This window comes from Paraburkholderia phosphatilytica, assembly GCF_003443895.1.
Classification (GTDB): domain Bacteria; phylum Pseudomonadota; class Gammaproteobacteria; order Burkholderiales; family Burkholderiaceae; genus Paraburkholderia; species Paraburkholderia phosphatilytica.
Window position 1 is genome coordinate 245,107 of the sequence record NZ_QQOA01000003.1, and the last position, 25,678, is coordinate 270,784.

The window sequence follows — 25,678 nt, forward strand, 5'->3', positions numbered from 1 at the left end:
GGGCGCATTATAATCCCGGGATGAATTCGCAAACCGACCTCGTCCCCGCCCCCGACACCGCCTCGCAGCCTGGAGCACCCGCTCCCGCGCCTGCCGACGAAGCCGCGGATATCATCGCCCAGCACGCCCAGTTCGTCGACTGGATGCGATCGGTCGCACCGTACATCCACGCGTTCCGCAACAAGACCTTCGTCGTCGGTTTCGGCGGCGAGGTCGTGCAGCAGAACCTGCTGAATGCGCTCGTCTCCGACATCGCGCTGCTGCAGGCCATGGGCATCCAGATCGTGCTCGTGCACGGCTCGCGGCCGCAGGTCGAAGAGCAGATGAACCTGCACGGTGTCGAATCCGAGTTCTCGCACGGCATGCGCATTACCGATGCGCGCGCGCTCGAATCGGCGAAGGAAGCGGCCGGCGAAGTGCGTCTCGACATCGAGGCCGCGATCAGCCAGGGTCTGCCGAACACGCCGATGGCGCACGCGCACATCAGCGTCGTGTCCGGCAACTTCGTCACCGCGCGGCCGGTCGGCATTCTCGACGGCGTCGATTTCCAGCATACGGGCGTGGTGCGCAAGATCGATGCCGACTCGATCCGTCACTCGCTCGCCAGCCGCAAGCTCGTGCTGCTGTCGCCGCTTGGCTTCTCGCCCACCGGCGAAGCGTTCAACCTGTCGATGGAAGACGTCGCATCGGCCGCGGCCATTGCGCTGCGCGCGGACAAGATCGTGTTCCTCACGGAAACAGCCGGCCTGCTCGACGAAGCGGGCGAGCTGATCCGCGAACTGTCGCTCGACGAAGCGTACAAGCTGCACGAGAGCGGCACGATGCTCGGCGACGACGGCTTCTACCTGAAGCATGCAATCCGCGCGTGCCGCGGCGGCGTGGCGCGGGCGCACCTGATCCCCACCTCGCTCGACGGCAGCCTGCTGCTCGAACTGTTCCTGCACGACGGCGTCGGCACGATGATCTCGTACGAGAACCTCGAGAGCCTGCGCGAAGCCACGCCGGACGACGTCGGCGGCATCCTCACGCTGATCGAGCCGCTCGAGACGGACGGCACGCTGGTGCGGCGCGGCCGTCACCAGATCGAACGCGACATCGACCACTTCTCGGTGATCGAGCACGATGGCGTGCTGTTCGGCTGCGTCGCGCTGTATCCGTACGCGCAGGAGCGCATCGGCGAGATGGCGTGCCTCACGGTCTCGCCGGAAGCGCAGGGCACGGGCGACGGCGAGCGGCTGCTCAAGCGCGTCGAGCAGCGGGCGCGCGCACGCGGCCTCACGCGCATCTTCGTGCTCACCACGCGCACCGAACACTGGTTCCTCAAACGCGGCTTCGTGAAGGCAACGGTCGACGACCTGCCGGAAGATCGCCGCCGGCTCTATAACTGGCAGCGCAAATCGCTCGTGCTGATGAAACAGCTCTGAGCGAACGCGCATCGTCCACCCGGCCGGCCGCTGGCAAAGCGAATTTTGCCCGCGTATCGTGCCGGGGAAGATCGACGCAGCGCGGCGCCGCCCTCACACGATCACAGGAGAATCACAGCATGGCTCGTATGGTTCAATGCGCGAAGCTCGGCAAGGAAGCCGAAGGCCTCGATTTCCCGCCGCTGCCCGGCGAACTCGGCAAGCGGATCTACGAAAGCATCTCGAAGGAAGCCTGGCAGGCGTGGCTCAAGCAGCAGACCATGCTGATCAACGAGAACCGTCTGAACATGGCCGACCCGCGCGCCCGCCAGTACCTGATGAAGCAGACTGAGAAGTTCTTCTTCGGCGAAGGTGCCGACCAGGCGTCGGGTTATGTGCCGCCTGCGGCTGGCTAAGCCTGAGTGGGCCGATTAGCGGCCTCACTGAGCGGCCTGAACCCGGCGGTGCGCGCGTAGCGGCGCGACCGGCCGATAGCCGACATCGCTGAACACGCCATACGGCGCCCTCCGGGGCGCCGTTTCTTTTTCTGCAACAGCCACGCAGCAGCCCGCGTCATTTCTCCTGGCCAGATTCGGACTCCTCCGATATCGACCGCGCCGCCCCTATCTCAAAATTGCGCCCAACGTCCGCTAACGACGTTGCGCCGCGCCTCTTCCCGGGTCTCTGCCTTTCCAGCACTTCACGTGCTTCACGGCACTCCAGCGCGGCCGGTCGGCCGTCGCGTCTGTCGCGGCATGTCTCGTTCACTCTCGCCGGAAGCCGCTTCCGCTCGTAACCGCCATGACCACACACAACCGTTCCGCTGAAGCCAACCCCGACGTCCCGGCGTCTCCGCAGCATCTGCTCGACCATGCGCTCGCCGCGCATCGCGATGGCGAACTCGCCATCGCCGACGAACGCTACCGGCAGATTCCGAAGTCGAGTCCCTTCTACGCCGACGCGTGTTACTACCGCGGCTTCATCCACTTCCAGTTGCAGAACCTGCCGGCCGCGATTGCGCTGTTCGACGAAGCGCTCGCGCTCAAGCCCGAACAGCCGGCGTGGCTGAACGACCGCGGCATCGCGGCGGCGTCGCTCGGCGAGCATGACGATGCCGCCGTCTTTCTGCAGCGTGCAGTCGATCTCGCGCCGCAGTTCGCGCTCGCGCACTGCAACCTGGCGAAGTCGCTGCGCGCGCTGGGCCAGCTCGGCGATGCGCTGCGCCACTTCGATGCCGCGCTCAAACTCGACGCCTCGCTCGTCGACGCTGCGCTCAATCTTGGCGGGCTCTTCGAAGTGATCAGCCGGCCGCTCGACGCCGTCGAGTCGTACCGGCACGCCGCGGCAGCCGCGCCCGATCATCCGTTGCCGCAGATGCTGCTGGGCACCGTGCTCAACCACGTGCAGCGCTACCGTGAAGTGGCTGCCTGTTTCGAGCGTGCCGCAACGCTCGCGCCCGACAGCGCCGACGCGCGCTTCGGTGTCGGCTATGCGTACGACGGCCAACGCGACTTCGACAACGCGATCGCGTCGTATCGGGCCGCGCTCGCGCTGCAGCCCGACGCGCCAGCGCTGCACAACAATCTCGCGTACTCGCTGACCTGCGTCGCACGCTACGACGAAGCGAAAGCGCACTACCAGCGCGCGATCGAACTCGCGCCGTCGCTGTCCGAAGCGCATCATCAGCTCGCGATGATCGCGCTGCGCGACGGCGCGTTTCGCGAAGGCTGGCGCGGCTTCGAGCATCGCAGAACGACGCAGCGCGGCGCGCACGATCACGGCACGCTCGAGTCGGCGGAATGGCGCGGCGAAGCGCTGAACGGCCGGCGCGTCCTGCTCACGCACGACCAGGGCGCCGGCGACCAGATCCAGTTCGTGCGCTATGCGGCGCTGCTCGATGCGCGCGGTGCAAAGGTCGATGTGTGGACGTCGCCGGAACTCGCGGCGCTGTTTTCGCGCGCGGCAGGCGTGAGCAACGTGCTGACCGTGGCGCCCGCGGTTCCGTGCGCGTACGACTACTGGTGTCCGATGATGAGCGTGCCGGGCCGTCTCGACGACGACACGATTCCCGCGGACGTGCCCTACCTGTCCGCCGATGTGAACGCCGCCGCGGCCTGGCGCGAGCGCCTCGCACCGCTCGCGGATGCGCGCAGGAAGATCGGCCTCGTGTGGGCCGGCAACCCGCGTCATCACCTCGACGCATTCCGGTCCGGTCAGCTCGCGGAACTGCTGCCGCTCGCCGATGCGCCCAATGCCGAATGGTTCGCGCTGCAAAAGGGCGCGGCCGCGCAGCAGCGCGACGATCTGCACGAACGCTGGACGATTCACCCGCTCGAAGCGGAACTGCGCGACTTCGACGCCACCGCGGCCGCGATCGATGCGCTCGATCTCGTGATCACCGTCGATACTTCGGTCGCGCATCTCGCGGGCGCGCTCGGCAAGCCCGTGTGGGTGCTGCTGCCCGCGCAGTCGGACTGGCGCTGGATGCACGCGCGCGACGACAGCCCGTGGTACCCCACCGCGCGGCTCTTCCGTCAAACCACGCCCGGCGACTGGTCCGCCGTGGTCGCAGATGTGCGCGCGGCGCTGGCGTCCTGACCACGCCTCGCGCCAGATAAAACCCTTCTCTCACGGAGTCCGCGCATCGCACCACGCGCGCGGACTCCGCTTCCATCAAACGTCTCAGCCCAGCAGATCAGCCGGCAGCTTGCCGCCGTTCGCCGCCAGCGCCTGCATCAGCTGCTTGTGCAGCCAGATGTTCATCGACGCCGAGTCGTTCGTATCGCCGTCGTATTTCAGCTCCGCCGCGAGCTGCTTGCGATGCTCGAGACTGCTGTCGACGTCGAGCAGCTTCATCGTGTCGACGATCGAATGACGCCAGTCGAGCTTCTGGCTGTTGCTCGCCGCGAGCTGGTCGAGCACGGCCGCGACGTCGACGTCGGACAGCACGGCGGCGGCGGCCGGTGCGGCTGCGGCAGTTGCGTCGGCCGTCGCGGCGTCCGCGGTGGCGGCCGGGGTCGGCACCGCTTCGGGAGCGGGCGGCGTCTCGTCTGGTTTCGCGTGACCGAAGAGCTTGCTGACGATGGTTCCGAAGATACTCATGATGGGTGTCCTTTTTCAGGGTGGAAACGGAATGCGAAGTGGGTCCGGCACGCCGGACGCACGCGCATAACGATGAGTAAAGCGAATCGTTGACACCCCGATGGCGTTCTCGACAATTCTTGACGCAACCGCATGACGCGCAGTCGGGATTGACAAACTTCTGTCGAATCGCCGAAAGCCATGCCGCCGAAACGGCGAAAACGCGTCGCGCCGCCGTGCCGCCCGATTCCTCTTAAACGCCCGCCACATAAGCGATCGAGCGATTTCGCGGGCCTCTCGCCGGAAGCCGGTTTGCTCGATCGTCTGCGATCGTGCTAATATGTGCATCGTTCCAACAGCAATTCACCTTCATTCGCGCTCGCGCAATCATCGGTCATCGTTACGGCCGGTGGGGTTGCGGGTAGTTTTTACACAAGAAGGCTTGTCGGTCTTTTCGGTACGTGACCGGCCTTTTTCGTATCAAGCCTTTCAGTGGCGTCGCTTGACCGGCTCTGCTTCGCGAGCGCATCTCGCATCACAGCAGCGCGGCAATCAACGTCCTCACGCATTTGCAGCCTCGGCGGCCGAAGTCAGCAAGCCCCGCCGCATGGCCATGCAGATGCACTGATCACAATTCGAACGAGTGCCATTTCGCGACGAGCATCGCGACGCACCGGCGTTGTCTTTCGAATCGCCGCTGCACGGCAAAGCGCCCCAGCGGCGACACGCCATCGCCGTCTTCACGAAACCGCACTCATCCAGCAACCGTGGCAGAGCGTTTTTGCGTTCGGCCGCAGTCATCGGAGCTTTTACCTTGACCGCATCCAGCAACGGCTTCTGGCGACACAACGATAACGACAAACGCCTCACCCGCGACGACATCACCGTCGTCGATCACAGTCTCCTCAAACGGGCCGTCGGCGCCATGGCGCTCGGCAACGCGATGGAGTGGTTCGACTTCGGCGTGTACAGCTACATCGCCGTCACGCTCGGCAAAGTGTTCTTCCCGTCGAGCAACCCGTCCGCGCAGCTGATCGCCACCTTCGGCACGTTCGCGGCCGCGTTCCTCGTGCGGCCGGTCGGCGGCATGGTGTTCGGCCCGCTTGGCGACCGCATCGGCCGCCAGCGCGTACTCGCGATGACGATGATCATGATGGCGTGCGGCACCTTCGCGATCGGCCTGATTCCGAGCTACGGCTCGATCGGTATCCTCGCGCCGGTGCTGCTGCTCGTCGCGCGTCTCGTGCAGGGCTTTTCGACGGGCGGCGAATACGGCGGCGCGGCCACCTTCATCGCCGAGTTCTCCACCGACCGCCGCCGCGGCTTCATGGGCAGCTTCCTCGAGTTCGGCACGCTGATCGGCTACGTGCTCGGCGCGGGCACGGTCGCGGTGCTGACCGCGACGCTGTCGCAGGAGCAGCTGCTGTCCTGGGGCTGGCGCGTACCGTTCTTCATCGCCGGGCCGCTCGGGCTGATGGGTCTGTACATCCGGCTCAAGCTCGAGGAAACGCCGGCGTTCAAGAAGGAAGCCGAACTGCGCGAGGCCGAAGAGAAGGCGCGCGAAAAGCACACGTTCGCGCAGCTGCTCGCCGGGCAATGGAAGGCGCTCCTCACCTGCGTGGGTCTGGTGCTGATCTTCAACGTCACCGACTACATGGCCCTGTCGTATCTGCCGAGCTATCTGTCGGCAACGCTGCACTTCAACGAAACGCACGGCCTCTTCCTCGTGCTGCTCGTGATGGTACTGATGATGCCGATGACGCTCTACGCCGGCCGTCTGTCCGACCGGCTCGGCCGTCGCCCGGTGATGCTGGCGGGCTGCGTGGGCCTGTTTGTGCTGTCCATTCCCGCGCTCCTGATGATCCGCACGGGCGCGGTGCTGCCGGTGTTCGGCGGCCTGCTGATACTCGGCGCGCTGCTGTCGTGCTTCTGCGGCGTGATGCCGTCCGCGCTGCCGGCGCTGTTCCCGACGCGCATCCGCTACGGCGCGCTCGCGATCGGCTTCAACGTGTCGGTGTCGCTGTTCGGGGGCACGACGCCGCTCGTCACTGCGTGGCTCGTCGAGCGCAGCGGCAACCTGATGATGCCGGCGTACTACCTGATGGCCGCATCGCTGATCGGCGTCGTGTCGGTGCTCGCCGCACGCGAAAGCGCGCGCCGTCCGCTGCCGGGCTCGGGCCCGTGCGTCGCGACGCATGCGGAAGCGCACGCAGTGCTGCGCGGCGAACACGAGGCCGCGGCCTTCATCGACGAGTACGAAACCGCGCAGGCAGTACGCGCGTAACTGGCAACGCGCCGTACGTGTGAGCGCGCGGAACACGGCTCGCACGCACGGCAAAGCGCTGCGCAGATCAACCGCAAGCGCCGCTGCAGCAGCGTCACTCCACCAGCGTCTTCAACGACGCCCGCACATCGGCGCCGTCGATCTCCAGCTTCCCCGCGGAGATCGGCAGCGTGAACCGGCGGCGCCCCGCGCTGCCCGGGTTCACGTAGAGCACGCCGTCGCGCGTTTCGACGGACGGCTTGTGCGAATGTCCGCTCACGACGACGCCGATCCCCTCCGCCCGCAAGTCGAGATCGAGCCTGCGCAGATCGTGCAGGTCGTGAATCACGAGGATCGTCACCTGCTGCACGCGTAGCGTCGTGTAGTGCGGCAGCGCGTCCGCCCAGTCGCCGACGTCGTTGTTGCCGCGCACGACGGTGAGCGGCGTGCCCGGCGTGACGCTCGACAGTTCGTCGAGCACGCTGGCTTTGCAGATATCGCCGGCATGGATCAGCGCATCGCAGCCTTCGAGCCACGCCAGTGCTTCGGGACGCACGAGATCGTGCGTATCGGAGATCAAGCCGATCCGCGACGCCGATGGAAGTTCGGGCTGACGGTGCATGAGCGATGGAGACGCGAGGTGCGGGACGAACTCCCGTTATACGGGATCATCGCGGCCGGAATCAACCTCGCAGGCAGTCTGTTGTGACGCTTCGGCGCCAGCGTCATCGCTTTCGATCACGCCCAGCGCACCCGTGTCCGCCGCCCCGGCCTGCACCTCCACCGCGTCCGGCAACGCGTGCGTACCGTGAGACGCCAGCCTCAACACGTACCGGCTCACGCCCTGCACCGCGACCGACACCACGGCCGCCGCCGCGAACGCACCCACGATGCCGAGCGACGGCAGCAGCCACACCACCGCGACGAAGAACGCGGCGAACGATGCGCGCCCGACCACCATCCCGCGCATCAGCAGCGCAACCGGATCGGCGCCGTGCGCGCGCTGCGTCGACACGGCGAGCACGATGCCGAGCAGCGGAAACACCGACAGCACGCCGCTCCACGCAGCACCCAGCGACGCCGACAACGCCGTCACCGCAAGCGTCAGCGCCGCGCCCGCGACCATGCGCAGCACGAGGTCGACGTTCGTGCCCTTCGCGCCCGCGGGCGCATGCTTCACGCGCGGCAGGAACGTCTGTGAAATCGCGACCGCGATGCACGCAATGACGACCGAACCGCCGACGCCCGCCGGCCAGCGCGCAAGCCCCACCGCGACGCACGACCAGCCCGCGCAACCCGCGACCAGCGCGAGCGGCCACGCGCGTCGGCGCGACGCCCATGCGTAGCTGAGATTGAACGCTTCCGATGCGGCGATCGCCGCGATCGACGCCGCCGACGCATGCGCGGCGAACGCCGGTCCGCGATCGAGCGCGAGCAGCAGCACGATCGGGCCGGACACGACCGGCAGCCCCGCGAGCCAGCCCGCCACCGACGGCCCCCAGATGCGGCCGGCAAAGGTCAGCATCGCGAGGAACGCGGGGACGAGCGCAAGCTTCAGGATCAGCATCGACGGGGCTCCGGCGGCGAAAGGAACGGCAGCGGGAAGAAAGAGAGGATGGGCACGGCGGCCCATTATCCGCGATGCGTCAGGTCCGCGCGAGCGTCTTCACGGGCGGGCGCGCCGGCGTGTGCTGCTCGAAGTGCGAGATGAACACCTGCGCCTGCTCGCCCGGCATCGGCTTCGCGAAGTAGTAGCCCTGGATCAGGTTGCAGCGATGCGCGACGAGGAACTCGATCTGCTCGGGCGTCTCGACGCCTTCCGCAACGACCGTGAAATCCAGCGTGCGCGCGAGCGCGAGAATCGCGCGGATGATCGCTTCGTCCGCGCGGCTCTTGCCGATGCCGCGCACGAACGAGATGTCCACCTTCAGGCGGTCCGCCTTGAAGTTGCGGATATAGGCAAGGCTCGAATAGCCGGTGCCGAAGTCGTCGATCGCGATGCCGACGCCGATGTCGCGCAGCGCATGCAGCGCGTCGATCGCGCCATGTGCGACGAGCGCGCTTTCGGTGATCTCGAGCTCGAGCCGCTCCGGGTTCAGCGCGGTGTGCTTCAGCACGCGCCGCACCACGTCGCAGAAGTCGCCGCCGCCGAACTGCCGCGCCGACACGTTGACCGACATGCGCAGCTGCGGGAACGTGCTCTCCCACGCCTTCGCCTGCGTGCAGGCCTCGTAGAGCACCCATTCGCCGAGCGCCGAGATCAGGCCGTTCTCCTCCGCGACCGGGATGAAGAGCGCCGGGCTGATCGAGCCCAGCTCCGGGTCGATCCAGCGCAACAGCGCCTCGACGCCCGTCACGGTGCCCGAGCGCAGATCGATCTGCGGCTGGTAGTACAGATGGAACTCGCCGTTGCGCAGCGCGAGCCGCATCCGGCGCGACATCGCGATCCGCTCTTCCGCCGCATACGCGAGTGCCGGTTCGAAGCGGTGTACGCCGTTGCGGCCATTCGTCTTCGCGCGGTACATCGCGAAATCGGCGTTCTTCAGCAGCGTCTCGGCATCGCGGCCATCGCGCGGGAACATCGCGACGCCGACGCTCGATTCGACATGCAGCTCGATGCCGTCGATCCGGAACGGGTCGTCGAGTTCGTTGCGGATGCGCGCGAGCACGTCGTCGACGCGCCGGTCCATGCCGCGGCCGCCGGCGTCGCTGATCAGCATCACGAACTCGTCGCCGCCATAGCGCGCCAGCATGTCGCGCGGACCGATGCAGCCGACGAGCCGTTGCGCGACGTCGCGCAGCAGCCGGTCGCCGGCGCTGTGCCCGAGGCTGTCGTTGACGTCCTTGAAGTGGTCGACGTCCATGAACAGCACCGCGAGCTCCGTCTCCGCATGCGGCCCCGCCCTGCGCTCGACGAGCGCCGCGTCGAGCCGGTCATGCAGCATCGTACGGTTCGGCAGCGAGGTCAGCGCGTCGTAATGCGCCTGCGTATGCAGCTGGTCCCGCGACTGCACGAGCTCGGTCACGTCGTTGACCACGCTGATGTGATGCGTGACGACGCCATGCTCATCGCGCACCGGCGCGATATACAGCTGGTTCCAGAACAGCGACCCGTCCTTGCGGTAGTTGCGCACGAGCGTCGTCACTTCGCGCTCCGCGACGAGCGCGCGGCGGATCTCGGCGATGCCGGTCTGATCGCGGTCGTCGTTCTGCAGGAAGCGGCAGTCGCAGCCGACCACATCGCCCCATGCATAGCCGGTGATCCGCTCGAACGCCGGGTTCGCATAGCGGATCATGTTGCCGGACGGTCCCGGCTCGGTGATCAGCACCGCGTTGACGATCGCGTCGAGCGCCCGGCTGCGCAACCGCAGCGCGAGCTCGGCGTCCTTCTGGTCGGAGATGTCGTCGTAGCAGGTCAGCACGCCGGTCGTGCGGCCGTGCGAGTCGCGCAGCGGCGTCTTGGTCTTGCGCAGCCAGTGGCCGCGCTGGTCGCCGAGCGTGCGGCGCTCTTCGTAACGCAGCACCTTGCCGGTCGCGAGCACCTGTTCGTCGAGCATCCGCGTTTCCGGCGCGTTCTCGTGCCACGGCATGTCGTGGTCGGTGAGTCCTGCCACCGCATCGACGTTGGCAATGCCCGCGTCGTCCGCGAAGGCCTGGTTGCAGCCCACGTAGCGCAGCGCCGCGTCTTTCCAGAAGATCCGGTGCGGCACGCTGTCGAGCACGGTTTCGAGCATGCGGTTCGATTGCTGCAATGCGTCTTTCGCCTGCTCGTGGCCGGTCACGTCGATCGCGGTGATGAAGCACGCGTCGTGACGGCCATAGCGCAGCAGGTGATACGTCACCTGCGCGAAGAGCTGCGTGCCGTCGCGGCGAATGTGCGGGACCACGCCGGCCGAGCCGCTGCCCGTCGGCATTTCGACGAACGACTTCAGCCGCTCCTGCAGCTTGAGCACCAGTTCAGGCGCGACGATCGCCGTGGCGGCCAGCCGCTCGAACTCGCTGCGCGTATAGCCATACTGCTGGCAGGCCGCGTCGTTCACGGCGAGCACCCGCAGCGTGCGGACGTCATGGATCAGCATCGCGAGCGGATGCTGTTCGAAGTACTCGCGAAAGCGCGCTTCCGCCTCTTCAGCGACGATCCGCACGCGCTCGCGCGACAGCGCGGCGCGATGGCTCGCGAAAAAGCCGTAGATCAGGAACACCACTGCGGCGGTGGCCGCGATCGCGAGCCCGGTGCGTTCCGTCGCGAGGTGCTGCGCGGTCGTTTCCGCGTTGCGGCCAATGATGCGGTCCTCGTTCGCGCGCAGCGTCATCAGCCCGGTCAGGATGCCGTTCAGCGTCTGGTTCGCGACCAGCAGTTCGCCGCCATCCACGACGATCCGTTCGCCGTTGCGTTGCGCGGATTGGGTCACGCCCTCGAGCTGCCGCTCCCACTGCGCGGTGGCAGTTCGCAGCGAGCGCACCGTCACGAGGCTGTCGGGCCGGTTCCGGTACGCGACTTCGAGGCCGTCGTAGAAGCGCGCCGCCATGCCGGCGCGTGCGATCGGCCACGCATACGACTCCCAGCGCGTCGTGCCGAGGCCTTTCAGGAAGTCGGCGTTCGCGGCGACATGGAGCGCCTGGAGCTTCTGGACCTGGTCCTTGATGCTGAGCGCGTGCATGAGCTCGAGGTCGGCCCGCGCGCGCGCCGCGAATACCTCGAAGGTCGCCGTGACGATAACGCCCACGGCGATGACGCTCACCAGTGCGGTGATGAACAGGGTCCGGAAGCGCGCCGCGAAGCGGCGCGCTTCACTCGATACTTGCAGCATGAGTACTCGCGCGCCGGCGGCCTGGGTAAAGGCTCATGGTGCCGGCAAAGAAAGGGATAATCTCCGCCCGGTTTAACGGCATCCGGCGGCAGGTTCTTGAGTTGACGGCGCGGGTTCGGAAACGGGTGTTCTGCGGCCGAAATTCGGGGCAGAAATTCGGGCCGGGAATGCGGACCGGAGCGGGCGCGGCGGCGTGGCGTTATCGGGTCGCCGTCAACACGCTGGCAGCGGCATGCTGCGTCGCGGCGGGCGCGGCAAGCCCGCAGGCGCCCGCGATCAGCGTCGCGTAGCCGCCGTCGCGGTGTACATCCAGCGCTCGGGGCCGCGACAGGTGCGCGAGCGGGCGGCCGGTCTCGTCGTAGGAGGTGGTGTCGTCGGTGACGATCGGCGAGGCGAGCGAGCAATCGGCCGTGCCGTGCTGCAGCAACGACGCGACGCCGCCCGACCGGTGTGCGTCGGGCAGATAGACGCGATACCAGAACGACACCCGTTCGCCGTCGCGCTTGAGCGTGTGCGACTGCACGTAGCCGCGAAAGCCGCGCTCGCTCATCACTTGGACCCACCCGTCCGCTGCCGCCGGCACCGTCGGTTCGCGCCACGCCCATTCGCGCAGCGCCACCGACCAGTCCGGCGCACACAGCATCAACACCGACAGCACGAACAGGCCCACGGCGGCCGTGCAGAACACGCCCGTCTGCACGCGTGCGGCGAGCGGCGTGCGCCGCACCGCGAACGGATCGAAGCTCGCGAGCGCATGGATCGCGACGCAGCTGACGAACACCAGCGCGAAAAATACGTAGAACGCCGAACGCTGCTGCACGACGACCGTCGCCAGCGCGCCGAGCGCACCGAGCACCTGCGTCGCGTAGAGCGCTTCCGCCGTCGTTCTGTTGATCGAACCCATGCCGTGACGTCTGTCGCGCGCAAAATCGCGCGCCTCCCGCCCCGGTTAACGGCGCAGTGCGCCGCGACCTTTAGGGACCGGCGCGCTGCGCAGCGTGCGATGCAGGCACGCGCCACTGAGCCGGACGGTTTCGTCCACATCGGTCCGCTGAACGTCACCGCCGATTGGGCCGGTCGTGGCAATGCGCGCTCGCCGCGTGCGCGCACCAAAGTGGATGGCGGACGACGCCACGTGGAAACCGACCTATGCTTGATCGACAGGCGGTCTTCATCGCGGATCGCGCCGGGGAGTCGAGTCGTGCCACGTGCGAGCGCAGCTTCGTCGACGGCAGGTTGTATTGGGCACCGCCCGGTTGCGATCGTCGTCGCGTGTGCTGCGCTCACCATGCCGGCCTGCGCGGTGGCCATGTTCCGATGCGAAGCCATCGATCGTTCCGTCAGCTACGCGAGCAGCTTGGTGGCGGGCGCGAAGTGCAGCCGCGTGGACACGCGCTGGACCGCGCCGTCTCCGGTCGCGACTCCATCATCGATCGGCGCGAGGCCACGCTATGAAGCAAGCTCAGCCGCGACGCAACCGGCACAGCCCGGCGCGTCGATTTCAGCCCTTCCTCCCGTTCGCCGCACAGGCCCGGTCCGGCGCGGTGTCGGTGTCGGTGTCGGTGAGCCGGTGTCGCAGGCCTCATGTCGCGCCAGAGCGTCGGCGTCGTTGACGGCGTCCAGCCCGCGCCGGGATACGCGGTATGCGTCCGCAACGCCTGATAGGTTCGGCCCTGATACGTGACGGTCGTCCCGGCCGTATAGGTCGAACCCTCCTGCCACTCGGCACCCGATGCATACATCGACCAGGCCGTCAGCAGGACGAGCGCGAGCGCCGTTTTTCTTGAATGCGTTTTCAGGCTGCGCATGATATTGCGCCTCCTCAACGAGCCTATTCAGCAATGTTTCAGTTACTTCCTTTCACATCGCCGACCGTACTGGAACGAAAATAATTTATATAGGTATCCGTATGAGATTGATAAACCACCGTACCGCTTTGCACAAGCCAAACCATTTTTTACATTAGACATCCTATTTAAACATCGAATCCGTTTCCAGACAGGCATTCAATCCTGATCGCCAGTGCAGAATTCAACCCGTCGTTTACGGAATCGAATCGACATGACGAAGCCGGTACGGCACGTCGTTCATTCACGACGCGCCGTACCGCTTCTGGCAAGTGGAAGAGATCGGGCCGCTTCGCTCGCAGGCAGGCGTTACGAAACGCACAACGGTTTGAGGCCTTCGAGCAGTGTTGGGATCAGCTCGCTGATGGTGGGGTGGATGTGCATCGCACGCATCAGCGTCGTATACGGTACGCCGGCCGTCATCGTATCGATGAACGTGTGAATGGCCTCGTCGCCCTCGATGCCGAGAATCGTCGCGCCAAGAATCTGATGGTTATCGGCGTCGACGAGCACCTTCATGAAGCCGTCGGTCTCGCCGCGCTCACGCGCGCGGCCCACCCGCGACATCGGCATGGTCGCGATCAGCGCGTCTCGACCGCCCTGACGCACCTCGCTCTCGGACAGCCCGACGCGCGCAAGCGGCGGATCGACGAACACCGCATACGCGGGAATGCGCGTGTCGACGCTGCGCCGCTCAGTGTGGCCGTCGCCGCTCAGCAGATTGGCCGCCACGATCTGGAAATCGTCGTACGACGTGTGCGTGAATGCGCCTCGTCCGTTCACATCTCCGATCGCCCACACGCCGGGCGCGTTGGTTCTGAGCTCGCCATCCACTGCAATGATGCCGTGCCGGTCTACCGTGATGCCCGCCGTTTCGAGGCCGAGATCGTCGGTGTTCGGACGGCGGCCCGTCGCAAACAGCAGATGCGATGCGTCGAGCGGCGCGCAGCCATCCGCAAAGGCGATGTGAACGCCGCCGCTGCCACTTTGATCAGCCGACTCCAGCCGAGAAGGCTCAACGCCAAAGCGAAATTCGACGCCATCTTTCGTCAGCACGTCCTGCACGCCTTTTGCGAAATCCGCGTCCTCGCGCGTCAGCACGCGCTCGCCGCGCACGAGCACCGTCACGCGGCTGCCAAAGCGGCGAAACACCTGCGCGAATTCAAGCGCGATATAACTGCTGCCGACGATCGCGAGGTGCTCGGGCAGCGTCGTCAGCTCGAGCAGCGAAGCATTGGTGTGATATTGAATCCGGTCGATGCCATCGATCGTCGGCACCACCGCGCGCGTGCCGGTGTTGATGAAAATTTCGTCTGCTTCTAGCGTTTCGAACACGCGCCCGTCGCGGTCCGTCAAGCTGAGCGTATGCGGACCCGTGAAGCGCGCGTGCCCGGTGAAGACCGTCACGTTGTCCGCATGACGCAGCCAGGCTTCCACGCCGTCGCGCGACGCGCCGATGATCTCGTCCTTGCGCGCTTTCACCTTCGCAAGATCCACCGAAATTTCACCAGAGACGAGCACGCCATACTCCGCCGCGTGCCGGGCCACATGGGCCGTCCGCGCGCTGGCAACGTAGCTCTTGGTTGGCGTGCAGCCGAAGTTCACACAGGTACCGCCGAACGCACCGCGTTCGATCACCGCGGTTTTGCGCCCGCTCTTGCCGAGCCGCACCGCGAGCGGTGCACCGCCCTGTCCGGTACCGATGACGACTGCGTCGAAACGCTGTGACATAAGGTGCCTCCGAAGCCGCGTTGCGGGTTCGAGCATCTTACGCCTGCCTTAAACGATGCGTTGTGATCGGTCGCCTTTACCTGTCGGCACGATGATCTGGAAAGAAATGCGATCTGGAATTGGGCTCGTCAACTTCGCGTGGGGTCACGCGTGGCAGCCGCCACAAGGGGACCCCCGTCCGACGCCCAGCACACCGCGCGCGCGATGCAGCGCAGCCTGCGCGCCGCGGGTCAGCAGCACGAAGCCGAACTGGCTCAGGTTGAAGTCCAGTGCTACGAGCAGCTGGACAAGCGCGAGCAACGGCAACACCACGGCTGGGTGATAGAGCTGACGTTCGATCAAGGCTTTCATGGCGGCTCCCCTCTCGCGCTGGCTGCTGCGCATGAGCGCCGCAACGGAATTTCGATAGGTGTAATTCTAGGGAGCCGCCTGCAATGGATAAATGCGTGGAACGCGAAGTCACTTGTCGTGCAAACAGAACAATCGGCGCGATGCGGACAGCCAGCTGACGCGAGGCTGTCCGCACGGTCATCGGCCGCCGCCCGATGTGGCGCCAGCCGTCTCAATCCCGCTCGAGCGGCGCCGCGAGAAACCCCGGCAACGCCTCCGCGCGCGCGGAGAACGCTGCCAGCGCCGGATAGCGCGCCGGGTCGACGAGGCCCGGCATCAGAAACTGCGTGCAGCGCCATGCCACCGCCACGGTGACGTCCGGCTGCATCACGCGCCCGTCGCAGAGCCACGTGTCGCCGCGCGCCGCCACGATCTCCTCGACGACGGCGAATGCCGCGTGCATCTGCCCGCGCAGACGCTCTGTCCACGGCTCGTGCCGCCGCTCGGGCGGCCGCTGGGTACGCTCGTACACCTGCTGGATCACTTTCTCGGTGGCCGCGAGCGCGAAGCCGATCACCCGCAGCGCATCGCGCCGCGTGGCCGGCGCCTCCGGCATCAACCGGTGCGCGGCGGGCACCTTGCTGTCGAGATAGTCGAGAATCAGCGTCGAGTCGATCAGTTGCGTGCCGTCGTCGTCGATCAGCGTCGGCGCCTTCACAACCGGATTGATCGCGACGAAGCAATCGAAATCGCGAAACACGGACACGCTGCGATGCTCGAACGGCATCCCGAGCAGTTCCAGCGAAATCGCCACGCGCCGCACATACGGCGAATCCAGCATGCCGATCAGTTGCATTCCCACCTCCGCGGTTAGCTGCGTCTGCAAAAAGCGTTAGTGTGCACCGCCCACGGACCAGCCGGCCAGCGATCGCTTCCGTAGGACGGACGCGTGCCGTAGCGCGGAGACCCGTGCTATGGTCTGAAGCCTTCGACCCGCTCGCCACGACGCCATGCCCCCACGGCCCGCCCGCCTGCTTCGCAAAGTGTCCGCCTGGTTCGTTGCGCTCGTCGTACTGATCGCCATCCTGCTCGCGATGGCCGCGGCCGGCGTCTGGATCACGATGCGCGAGAGTTTGCCGCAGCTCGACGGCACCTGGCGATTGCGTCCGCAAGACACACCGGCGGGACTCACGCTGAGCGCGCCCGTCACGATCGAACGCGATGCGCAGGGCGTGCCGACCGTGCGCGGCGCGAACCGGATGGACGTCGCTTACGCCACCGGCTTCGCGCACGCGCAGGACCGCTTCTTCCAGATGGATCTGCTGCGCCGCGTGGCCGCGGGCGGGATGTCGGCGCTCGTCGGCGCGGCTGCGTTGCCGCTCGACCGTGCGAACCGGCTGCATCGCTTCCGCGCGCGTGCGCTGGCCGCGCTGGCCGCGCTGCCGCCCAGCCAGCGCGAACTGCTGGAGCGATACGCGGCCGGCGTCAATGCGGGGCTTGCGTCGTTGAAGACGAAACCGTTCGAATACTGGCTGCTACGCACCGATCCGGCAGCGTGGCACGCCGAAGATTCGCTGCTCGTGGTCTACGCGATGTACTTCGATCTGCAGGCTGGCGAAGCGCGTCGCATCGTGTCGCGCGCCGCGCTGCGGGAGCGCGTGCCGGCCGCGCTCTTCGCGTTCCTGACGCCCGATGCGAGCCATTGGGACGCACCGCTCGACGGCAATGTCGCGTTGAATCGCGTGCTGCCTCCGCCACCGATGCGCCCCGAATGGCTGCGCGGTGCGCCTTCCGATGCCGCCGCGCTCGACGAACGCGCGCCGATGGACTCGGCCGTCGGCAGCAACGGCTGGGCGGTCGATGCCGCGCACAGCGCGCACGGCGGCGCGCTGCTTTCCTGCGACATGCATCTCGGCCTGTCGCTGCCGAACATCTGGTATCGCGTGTCGTTCAGCTGGCCCGGTGCGAACGGCGCCGCCGAGCGCGTGACCGGCGTGAGCCTGCCGGGCACGCCGCTCGTGATCGCGGGCAGCAACGGGCACGTCGCATGGGGCTTCACGAACAGCTACGGTCATTTCATCGACCTGATCGAGCTGCAGCGCAATCCGTCCGATCCGCTGCAATACCATTTCGGCGCTGCCCCTGCCGATGCGTCCGCTACACCCGATGCCAGCGCGGCGGACAGCTGGGAGAAGGCCACGGTCGTGCACGAGCGCATCGACGTGCATGGCGAGCCGAGCGTCGACCTGCCGGTCGTCGAAACGCGCTGGGGCCCGGAGATCACGGTGGGCTCGCACGTGTACGCGTATCGCTGGGTCGCGCACGACCCGCAGGCCGTCAACGTGAATCTGCAGCAGCTCGAGGACGCCGGCAACGTCGCCGATGCACTGCATATCGCGCAGACCGCCGGCATCCCCACGCAGAACATCATGGTGGCCGACGCGTCGGGCGACATCGGCTGGACGCTCGCCGGTCCGCTGCCGAAGCACGATGACAACGACGATCCGCAGATCACGTCGGCCAGCGCCGGCGACATGCCGGTCAAGGCAATCGACTATCACGGCTGGAACGGCTATCTCGCGCCCGATGCGTACCCGAAGCGGATCGCGCCCGCATCCGGTCGGCTCTGGACCGCGAACAACCGCACGTTGCCGCCCGACGAAGCGAAGCTCGTCGGCGATGCCGGCAGCGACCTCGGCGCGCGCGCCACGCAGATCCGCGACGACCTGTTCGCGCTGCCGCACGCGAGCGAACGCGATCTGCTCGCGGTGCAGACCGACGATCGCGCGTTGTGGATCACGCCGTGGCGCCGCATCGTGCTCGATGCGCTCGACGACGACGCGGTGAGCGGCCATCCGCAGCGCGCCGCGTTCCGCCGCCTCGTCACGCAGTGGAACGGGCGCGCGGATGCGGACGCGGTCGGCTACCGGCTGGTGCGCGGCTTCTATTTCTCGATGTACGACGCGTGGTTCGGCGCGCTCGATGCGCAACTGTCCGCAAGCGCCGGCGATTCGCCGCTGAAACCGGACTTCGCGTTCGCAAGCTCGCGCCGCGAGGCGGTGATGGAGTCGCTCGCGAAGCATCATGCGTGGGTGCCCGACGCCTTTCCCGACTGGCGTGCGTTCGTGCTCGCCCGCATCGACCACACGATCGACTCGCTGCCCAAAGGCGTGACGCTCGATGCCGCGCGCTGGGGCGACCACAACCGCGCCGCGATCGCGCATCCGTTCGCGCGGCTGATTCCCGCATGGCTGCCATGGCTTCGCGATGCGATGAGCGCGCCGCACGATCCGCTGCCCGGCGACATCAACATGCCGCGCGTGCAGTCGCCCGCGTTCGGCGCGTCGGAGCGGATGGACGTGTCGCCGGGTCACGAAGAGGACGGCATCTTCGAGATGCCGGGCGGCCAGTCGGGCCATCCCCTTTCACCGTATTTCCTCGCGGGACACGAAGCGTGGGTGCGCGGCGACGCCACGCCGTTCCTGCCAGGCAAGACAGTGCACCGTCTGCGGCTCGTCGCCGCGTCGCGCTGACAGGCTGACGAACTGAAAGCCGTGCGCAACGCGGTAAGACGCTGTCAGATGGCGCCCCTCCTCGCGCGCGAGGCGCGTTGCTATCGTGTCAGCGTTCTTCTCACGACACGGTCGGGATAATCCGACCCACCGACAGCCATGATTCCGTTCAAAAGATTCACGCTTGCCGCGGTCTTCGTTACCGCCTCCACCGTCGTCGCGCCCGGTTTCGCCGATGCGCCCAATGCACCCGAAGGTCTGCCCGGCGGCATGCCTGGCGAGATGCCGCATCCGCCGATGGGCGAGCACATGCCGCACGGCCCGGGCTTCACCGTGATCAACGATCTCGAACATCTGCAACGGCTCTACGACCTGTCAGGTCGCGAAACGGAGATGAACGCGATCTACCATGAGGTGCTCGCGAAGACGAACGATCCGATGATCCGCCACTACGTGTACGATGCGCTCGCGCGCAACGAACTGAAGCCTTCGAACGTGGACGAGGCGATCGGCACGATCCGCACGAGCCTCAACGAGGACCTCGACACGCTGGCGAAGCATCCGGAGAAGGCGCCCAAGGCGCCGTGATGGAAGAAGCGAGGCGGCACTGCAGTGTCGCCTCGCGTTGTACTGCAACTCGTGCGCGACGCTAGACGAACAGCGACACAAGCCCGCCGATCATCAGGCCCGCGGCCACCCAGCGGCCGGCCGAGTACGACTGGTTTTCGTCCTGCTTCGGTTGATCGGGCCGTTCGAGGCCCAGCACGCCATAGGTGAACGATTTCGCGCCGGATGGCGTGGTGGCGCCATCGGCGCTGTCCGTGGCATCCGGGTCGTCGCTGCCGTCAGTTGAAGCTGAAGCTGAGGCGGCATCGGCAGTAGCGGGATCGGTTGACGTGTCGTCGAAGTCGCTGCCGTCGTCGGGCGCATCCGCGGCGGTGGATGGGCTGTTGGCCGCGGTATCCCGCGCCGCGGCCGCCGCCCCTTCCGGCGAGATGCTGACCGACACGCCGGGCGCAGTGGAGCCGGCCTGCGCACTTCCCTGCAAGTCCTGATCCGCGACAGCCGCACTGCCGGCGGCGGACGACGCGGCGCTCGACGAGCCGTCGGACACCTGATCACGGTACATCGACGGCAAGTTCGCCGCTCCGTATCCGACACTGCTGACCATCGCACGCCTCCTGGAAATCCCCGTATTCAGACGCGCTAACGACCTGCCGGCGCGTGCCCTTTAGGGTTCGTAAGTCTGGGTAAGCAGTTCCTTTGCGACGCCAGCAATGCCGCGCAAAAAAATGCCCGCGCAGCGCGCGGGCGGAAGGGGCAAAGCAAGGACAACAAGGGCACTACAACGACAGAATCACCGTGGCTCGTCTCAAGTCGACGCAAGCCGCCGACGATGGTCCGTGGAAAGAGCGGCCCGCTCCTTCGAACGGGCCGAACCCACACGCCTACGGGGCGCGTTCTCACGCGCTTACCGTCAGCAAGATGCCCGACATTGATTCGGTTGACTAACTAAATTGTCCGGTTCGTCTCTCTATTGAGAAGCGGAAGGCCAGGTTCGTCAGCGCGATTCGCTTTGTTGAACGTTTGCGCGCATCGTCGCGCGAATCCGAATAAGCACGGTTATCCTAACTATCTGGAGCCAAGCGTAGACTAAAGATTTGTCTCATACAACCGTTTCAAGGTGACCCGGCAAGGTCGTCGCAAACCGTGTGAGAAGGCGATTCGGCCCGCTTCCCCGCCCAGCAACGCGGACCGCCAATCCGCGCCTCTCACCACCTGGGGTAAGTACCGGTGAACGTTGCACGACGGGGCTTCCACGGGCATTGCGGCGAGTGAAATGCGCGGCACGGCGAGCTCGATCGTGCGTAACGATGTAGCCTCGTAACGTGAGACGACCGAAAGGAGCCGACATGGCAGACCCATTCAATCTGCAGCGGTTCGTGGATGCGCAGCGGCCGGTATACGACCAGGTCGTGCACGAACTCAGGCAGGGCGACAAGCGCACTCACTGGATGTGGTTTATCTTTCCGCAGATCCAGGGGATAGGCAGCAGTCCGACCGCGCAGCACTACGCCATCTCGGGCATCGACGAAGCGCGCAGCTATCTGTTGCATCCGGTGCTGGGGCAGCGCCTGCGCGAATGCACGGAGATCGTCAACGGCCTCGAAGGGCGTTCGCTCGACGACATCTTCGGGTATCCGGACAACCTGAAGTTCCGGTCGTCGATGACGCTGTTTCAGGCCGCGGCGGAAGACGGTGCCGTATTCGAAAGCGCGCTGCGGAAGTTTTGCGGTGGAGAGATGGATCCGCTCACGCTGGCGCGGCTTGGTGAGCAGTAAAAGAACAGTGGAAGCCGCATAGGCGATCTTCACGAGGCTCATGCGCAACTGCGCGACCCATCGAAAGGACACTCATGTTCGAGATCGAACACTTCGCGGGCTGGAGCGATATGGATTTCAACGGCCATATGCGCAATACCGCCTACCTCGACAAGTCGGTCGATGCGCGGATGCATTTCTTCGCGAAACAGGGCTTTCCGGTGTCGGAGTTCATGAGGCTGCGCATCGGGCCGGTCGTGATGAAAGACGAGATCGAATACTTCCGCGAGATCCATCTGCTCGACCGGCTGAAGGTGGGCTTTGCACTCGCCGGGTTGTCTCTTGATGGCAGCCGGATGCTGTTGCGAAACGAGTTCATGCGCGAAGGCAGGCAGATCGCCCGCGTCACTTCGACGGGCGGTTGGCTCGATCTGGAGAAACGCAAGCTGATCTGCCCGCCTCCCCCGCTGCTCGACGTAATGAACGCGCTTGGGAAGACCGAGGATTTTGTCGAGTTGCCGAGCAGCGTGAACCGGGGGCAGGCGAGCTGAACGCGGCCCATGGCTCAGTGCTGCCTGCTCGCCTCACGCCGCTGGCCGGCATCAAACCCGGGACCTCGAATTTCGATATTCAACATATTTTTGACGAATTTTGCAAAATAATGCACATCAAATCTGATTTAACATATAAAAACAACAATTTTTTGTTGTATCATGCCATTCAGACAAACTGAGGAAGGCCATGATACATGCCCTCACGCTAGAGAACTTTATGTCCGTCCGTGACCGGCAGACTATCGACCTCGCCGTCGGAGCTGGCGTAGTCGACCGTGCCGAGCGTTACGCAGAGACATGGTCTGGTTCGGGACAACGCGTACCCAAGGTGGTCTGCCTCTTCGGCCCGAACGCGTCCGGAAAATCGACGGTGCTGCGGGCCATTCAGCACATCGCCGTGTTCGTTCGCGAAAGCTTCCAGTTTGCAGCTGGAAGTTCGTTGCTCATCGAGCCGTTCTGGGGCGGCGGACATGAATCCGCGCCGACAACGTTAGCGGTCGAATTTGCGGGCCCAGAACACATTCTTGCCGGCTCGGCCGAAGAGACAGTTCAGGCTGACGCACAATGCCGATACCAATACGAATTGCGCCTGCAACTAGTGAATGGCCGTCGAATCGTTCTTGGCGAATCGCTTGTCTTTTGGCCCAGTTATGCAAAGCGGCGAGTCCGGCTTTTTGAGCGCGACGCAACCGGGAAGGTTTCTGCGGGTTCCGAGTTTGGCCTGCTGTCCGCCCAAAACTCGGTGCTTGGGAAAATCCTGCGCGACAACGCAAGCGTCATCGCAACTTTGGCTCAGCTCGATCACGGACCATCGAAAGCGCTACAGGACGCGACAAGAAAAATCTGGTCGAACATCCTGATCGAGAAAGTCAGCGTCAATGAAAACGCGATGGTTCAGTTTTATCAGGCCAACCCCAACGTTCTGGAGGCGGTGAACCGTGATATCCCGAGGATCGACCTGGGGATTCGCTCAATGTCGATCGAGCACGGCAATGCTGGCCCCGTGGCGTCGTTCAAGCATCAAGGACTGTCGAGAGACGTCCCGCTCGTTCTGGAAAGTCATGGAACCCGCCAGTTTCTGCAGGTGTACCCGTATCTCGCCAGCGTGCTTCACAACGGTGGAATCGCTGTGATTGATGAGCTGGATCTGGCTATTCATCCGTTGGTGCTACCCGAGATCATGCGGTGGTTCTATTCGACGGAACGAAATCCTCATCACGCTCAACTGTGGATGACGTGCCAGAGTGCGTCGCTTCTGGAGGAGCTCACGAAGGAGGAAGTGTATTTTTGCGAGAAGGACGCCAGTGGCGGTAGCACCGTCTATGGACTGAAGGATATTCAGGGCGTGCGGCGTATCGACAACTTTTATCGAAAATATATGGGTGGCGTATACGGTGCCGTGCCGACCATAGGATAAGACGCGCCATGCCACCACCGGTCAAACCACGAAAGCGCGTCTTCGTAGGGTGCGAAGGCGAAAGCGAGCAAAGTTACGTCGCACTGCTTCAGCAGTTTATGGGCGTTCGAGCAGAGTTCCACCTCGTCAACGATCTGCTCAATGGCGGAGACCCTCTTGCAACCGTCGACTCCGCGATCAAGGCGATGCGGCGCGATGCCATGAAAAACCGTGGTCCGTTCATTGCAAAGTTCGTGTTGCTGGACTCGGATCTTCTCGGTCGAAATGCGGCGCGGGACGAGCAATGTCTTGCGCTCGCAAAACAGCATAGCTTGCAGTTGATCTGGCAATCACCTTGCCATGAAGCGATGATTCTGCGGCACCTTGAGAACTGTCACGACAAAAGACCACCAACTACGCTGGTCAGCGAACAGCAGCTCCGGCAGGAGTGGCCGGAATACACAAAGAACTGTGGCAAAGCGAGGCTAAGTCAACGCATCACGGCTGCATCGCTTGCAAGGGTAGCGCGACAGGAACCCGAACTCGCCGCACGTCTGATCTGTATTGGCTTGATACCGGCATAGCCGGAAAGTGCGAACCGCAATAGACAGTCGATTGTGCAGCCAGCGCGGCGGGCTTATACGCTGGATCGAACCCACGTCGACCTGTTGCTCGCGTAGCCCTCGCGAAACAGCTGGTGCCGGGGACCGGACTCGAACCGGCAAGCTGTTAAGCGGCGGATTTTCGTCACACCACGTCTTTCGACGCCGGGCCTGCTCGTTCGAAGAACAGCAGAGAGAAAACCCGTTCGTGCGCTGGACTATGCCTTCGCCATCCCGCCGCCGCATCGTGCGATGCGCGCCGGCTTAGGCGCCCCCCGTCTAGTCTCTACACCTTCCGCGCCAATGCCCTCGCGGCACCGGCGGGCTTGGCTCGGCGTTGCCTCGGCGCGCGTTCGGCACGCTGACGCCAGGGGGTTCGCCGAGTTTGAGGGGTTCTGCACCGGCCGTTTCCGGCCGGGCACTCAATGCTTCAAGTCCGCTATGTTTACCAATTTCATCACCCCGGCAAGGGCGGACGCGATTCTACCATCGGCCCGCCGATGCACCAAACCCGCCTCGGCGCGTCATGCCGCCGTCACACACCGCCTCGATAATCCGCCCCACGTAAACGTTTTCAGTGCATCATTGGCAACGTCGCCAGCTGCCCAGCAGAGGACCATGACGCCCACCATCAAGGATGTCGCAGCGTACGCCGGCTTTTCGATCGCCACGGTCTCCCGCGCGATCAACGCGCCGCACACGGTCAATCCGGTCACGCTGGAAAAGGTCCGCCAGGCGATCAACGCGCTGGGCTTCCGCCCGAGCCCGCTCGGCCGGCAACTGCGCGGCGAGCGCACGCGGCTGATCGGCGTGGTGCTGCCCACGCTCGCGAACCCGGTCTTCGCCGAATGCCTGCAGGGCATCGACGAACTCGCGGCGGCCGAAGGCTACCGCCTGATGCTGATGACGACGCAATACGACGCCGACCGCGAACGCCACGCGATCGAAACGCTGCGCGCGCAACGCGTCGAAGGGCTGATCCTCACCGTCGCCGATGCCGACACCCATCCGCTGCTCGACGAACTCGACCAGGCAGGCCTCACCTACGTGCTGATGCACAACGACACGGTGCGCCGCCCGTCGGTGTCCGTCGACAACCGTCAGGCTGCCTACGACGGCGTCCGCACGCTGATCGCGCATGGCCATCGTCGCATCCTGATGCTGGCCGGCACGCTCGCCGCGTCGGACCGCGCGCGGCTGCGCTACGCCGGTTACAGCCAGGCGATGCAGCAGGCGGGTCTCGAGCCCGCGCCGGCGCTCGAAATCGATTTCAATGCGGACGAGCTCGTGCCGTCCGTGCTCGCGCATCTCGCGCACGGCGCATCGCGGCCTACCGCCCTCTTCTGCAGCAACGATCTGCTCGCGATGGTGGTGATGCGCGGCCTGCGCCGCGCACAGCTCGATATTCCGCGCGACATGTCGATCCTCGGCTTCGACGGCCTCGCGATGGGCGAACTGCTGTCGCCGCCGCTCGCGTCCGTGTCGGCGCCGAACCGCGAAATCGGCTGTGCCGCGTGGCGGCGCCTCGTCGCATATCTCGACGGCACCTACGCGGACGCCTCGCTGTCGCAGACGCTGCCGCACAGGATTCGCGAAGGCGCGACGATTGCAGCGATTCCCGACGCAAGCGGCGGCCGCTTCATGAACACGATCCGCACGCCCGCCTGAAGCAAGCAACATAACAAACGCAGCACCTCGAGCACTACCACCCGCAGCACCGCAGTCAACACACACGCAACACGCTGTCAGCAAGAACATCAGCCAGAACGACAGGCGACGCACTCACCGCGCCGCCCTTCCTCGCATGACGGTTCGATCCGCTACTCA

General features: G+C 65.5%; 22 protein-coding genes. 12 read left to right on the forward strand and 10 right to left on the reverse strand.

Translation table 11 applies throughout. The annotated features are described in order from the left end of the window. Positions 1 to 20: 20 nt before the first annotated feature. From argA to DVS29_RS04660, 3 genes are all read left to right on the forward strand, one after another. Complete coding sequence (argA, locus tag DVS29_RS04650) at positions 21 to 1,424, forward strand: amino-acid N-acetyltransferase (RefSeq protein WP_118179378.1); 1,404 nt, start codon at positions 21 to 23, stop codon at positions 1,422 to 1,424. A gap of 119 nt (positions 1,425 to 1,543) precedes the next feature. Then, entirely contained in the window at positions 1,544 to 1,819 is a 276-nt protein-coding gene (locus DVS29_RS04655; protein ID WP_118179261.1) for an oxidative damage protection protein, read from the forward strand. Positions 1,820 to 2,204: 385 nt separating this feature from the next. After that, on the forward strand, positions 2,205 to 4,001 hold the full coding sequence (locus DVS29_RS04660) for a tetratricopeptide repeat protein (RefSeq protein WP_118179262.1): 1,797 nt from the start codon (positions 2,205 to 2,207) through the stop codon (positions 3,999 to 4,001). 84 nt (positions 4,002 to 4,085) lie between these two features. Here the strand turns inward: DVS29_RS04660 and DVS29_RS04665 are convergent, their stop codons facing one another. Continuing rightward, on the reverse strand, positions 4,086 to 4,505 hold the full coding sequence (locus tag DVS29_RS04665) for a DUF3597 domain-containing protein (RefSeq protein WP_118179263.1): 420 nt from the start codon (positions 4,503 to 4,505) through the stop codon (positions 4,086 to 4,088). Positions 4,506 to 5,298: 793 nt separating this feature from the next. Between DVS29_RS04665 and proP the strand changes: the two genes are divergently transcribed. Further along, positions 5,299 to 6,768, forward strand: coding sequence for a glycine betaine/L-proline transporter ProP (proP, locus tag DVS29_RS04670; protein ID WP_118179264.1), 1,470 nt, complete (start codon positions 5,299 to 5,301; stop codon positions 6,766 to 6,768). Between the two features lie 94 nt (positions 6,769 to 6,862). Here proP and DVS29_RS04675 read toward each other — a convergent pair whose 3' ends face one another. From DVS29_RS04675 to DVS29_RS04690, 4 genes are all read right to left on the reverse strand, one after another. Next, positions 6,863 to 7,369, reverse strand: a complete 507-nt coding sequence (locus DVS29_RS04675; protein ID WP_118179265.1) for a metallophosphoesterase family protein — start codon at positions 7,367 to 7,369, stop codon at positions 6,863 to 6,865. A gap of 36 nt (positions 7,370 to 7,405) precedes the next feature. Beyond that, positions 7,406 to 8,314 (reverse strand): hypothetical protein, encoded by a 909-nt coding sequence (locus DVS29_RS04680; protein ID WP_240655458.1) that lies wholly within the window; start codon positions 8,312 to 8,314, stop codon positions 7,406 to 7,408. A 79-nt stretch (positions 8,315 to 8,393) separates the two neighbouring features. Then, positions 8,394 to 11,558, reverse strand: coding sequence for a sensor domain-containing protein (locus tag DVS29_RS04685; protein ID WP_118179266.1), 3,165 nt, complete (start codon positions 11,556 to 11,558; stop codon positions 8,394 to 8,396). Between the two features lie 199 nt (positions 11,559 to 11,757). Then, a complete protein-coding gene (locus tag DVS29_RS04690; protein ID WP_118179267.1) occupies positions 11,758 to 12,462 on the reverse strand; it encodes a hypothetical protein in 705 nt (234 codons plus the stop codon). A gap of 245 nt (positions 12,463 to 12,707) precedes the next feature. On the opposite strand from DVS29_RS04690, the gene DVS29_RS36805 reads away from it, so the two are divergent. Beyond that, positions 12,708 to 13,013 (forward strand): hypothetical protein, encoded by a 306-nt coding sequence (locus DVS29_RS36805; protein WP_124800594.1) that lies wholly within the window; start codon positions 12,708 to 12,710, stop codon positions 13,011 to 13,013. Here DVS29_RS36805 and DVS29_RS38245 read toward each other — a convergent pair. The 4 genes from DVS29_RS38245 to DVS29_RS04710 all read right to left on the reverse strand — a co-directional run bounded on the left by DVS29_RS38245 (position 12,899) and on the right by DVS29_RS04710 (position 16,322). Continuing rightward, a complete protein-coding gene (locus DVS29_RS38245) occupies positions 12,899 to 13,366 on the reverse strand; it encodes a carbohydrate-binding protein (protein WP_338069321.1) in 468 nt (155 codons plus the stop codon). The two genes, DVS29_RS36805 and DVS29_RS38245, sit on opposite strands and share 115 nt — an antisense overlap. 348 nt (positions 13,367 to 13,714) lie before the next feature. After that, entirely contained in the window at positions 13,715 to 15,136 is a 1,422-nt protein-coding gene (locus DVS29_RS04700) for an FAD-containing oxidoreductase (protein ID WP_118179268.1), read from the reverse strand. A gap of 144 nt (positions 15,137 to 15,280) precedes the next feature. Further along, positions 15,281 to 15,487: a hypothetical protein gene (locus DVS29_RS04705; protein ID WP_118179379.1), complete on the reverse strand. Its 207-nt coding sequence runs from the start codon at positions 15,485 to 15,487 to the stop codon at positions 15,281 to 15,283. A 211-nt stretch (positions 15,488 to 15,698) separates the two neighbouring features. Continuing rightward, positions 15,699 to 16,322, reverse strand: coding sequence for a glutathione S-transferase family protein (locus DVS29_RS04710; protein WP_118179269.1), 624 nt, complete (start codon positions 16,320 to 16,322; stop codon positions 15,699 to 15,701). A 154-nt stretch (positions 16,323 to 16,476) separates the two neighbouring features. Here DVS29_RS04710 and DVS29_RS04715 point away from each other — a divergent pair, with 154 nt between their 5' ends. After that, positions 16,477 to 18,999 (forward strand): penicillin acylase family protein, encoded by a 2,523-nt coding sequence (locus DVS29_RS04715; RefSeq protein WP_118179270.1) that lies wholly within the window; start codon positions 16,477 to 16,479, stop codon positions 18,997 to 18,999. Between the two features lie 138 nt (positions 19,000 to 19,137). Then, the gene (locus DVS29_RS37580) at positions 19,138 to 19,566 is read left to right on the forward strand and encodes a hypothetical protein (protein WP_205962401.1); all 429 of its coding nucleotides are present in this window, start codon (positions 19,138 to 19,140) and stop codon (positions 19,564 to 19,566) included. A gap of 61 nt (positions 19,567 to 19,627) precedes the next feature. Here DVS29_RS37580 and DVS29_RS04725 read toward each other — a convergent pair whose 3' ends face one another. Then, entirely contained in the window at positions 19,628 to 20,149 is a 522-nt protein-coding gene (locus tag DVS29_RS04725; protein ID WP_118179271.1) for a hypothetical protein, read from the reverse strand. A gap of 742 nt (positions 20,150 to 20,891) precedes the next feature. Here DVS29_RS04725 and DVS29_RS04730 point away from each other — a divergent pair. The 5 genes from DVS29_RS04730 (at position 20,892) to DVS29_RS04750 (ending at position 25,519) form a co-directional block, all read left to right on the forward strand. Beyond that, positions 20,892 to 21,320, forward strand: coding sequence for a DUF1810 domain-containing protein (locus tag DVS29_RS04730; protein WP_118179272.1), 429 nt, complete (start codon positions 20,892 to 20,894; stop codon positions 21,318 to 21,320). A gap of 74 nt (positions 21,321 to 21,394) precedes the next feature. After that, the gene (locus DVS29_RS04735) at positions 21,395 to 21,850 is read left to right on the forward strand and encodes a thioesterase family protein (RefSeq protein WP_118179273.1); all 456 of its coding nucleotides are present in this window, start codon (positions 21,395 to 21,397) and stop codon (positions 21,848 to 21,850) included. Between the two features lie 190 nt (positions 21,851 to 22,040). Continuing rightward, on the forward strand, positions 22,041 to 23,270 hold the full coding sequence (locus DVS29_RS04740; protein WP_118179274.1) for an AAA family ATPase: 1,230 nt from the start codon (positions 22,041 to 22,043) through the stop codon (positions 23,268 to 23,270). Between the two features lie 8 nt (positions 23,271 to 23,278). Further along, positions 23,279 to 23,833, forward strand: a complete 555-nt coding sequence (locus DVS29_RS04745; protein WP_118179275.1) for an RloB domain-containing protein — start codon at positions 23,279 to 23,281, stop codon at positions 23,831 to 23,833. A 636-nt stretch (positions 23,834 to 24,469) separates the two neighbouring features. After that, entirely contained in the window at positions 24,470 to 25,519 is a 1,050-nt protein-coding gene (locus DVS29_RS04750) for a LacI family DNA-binding transcriptional regulator (protein ID WP_118179276.1), read from the forward strand. The last annotated feature ends 159 nt before the right edge of the window (positions 25,520 to 25,678 follow it).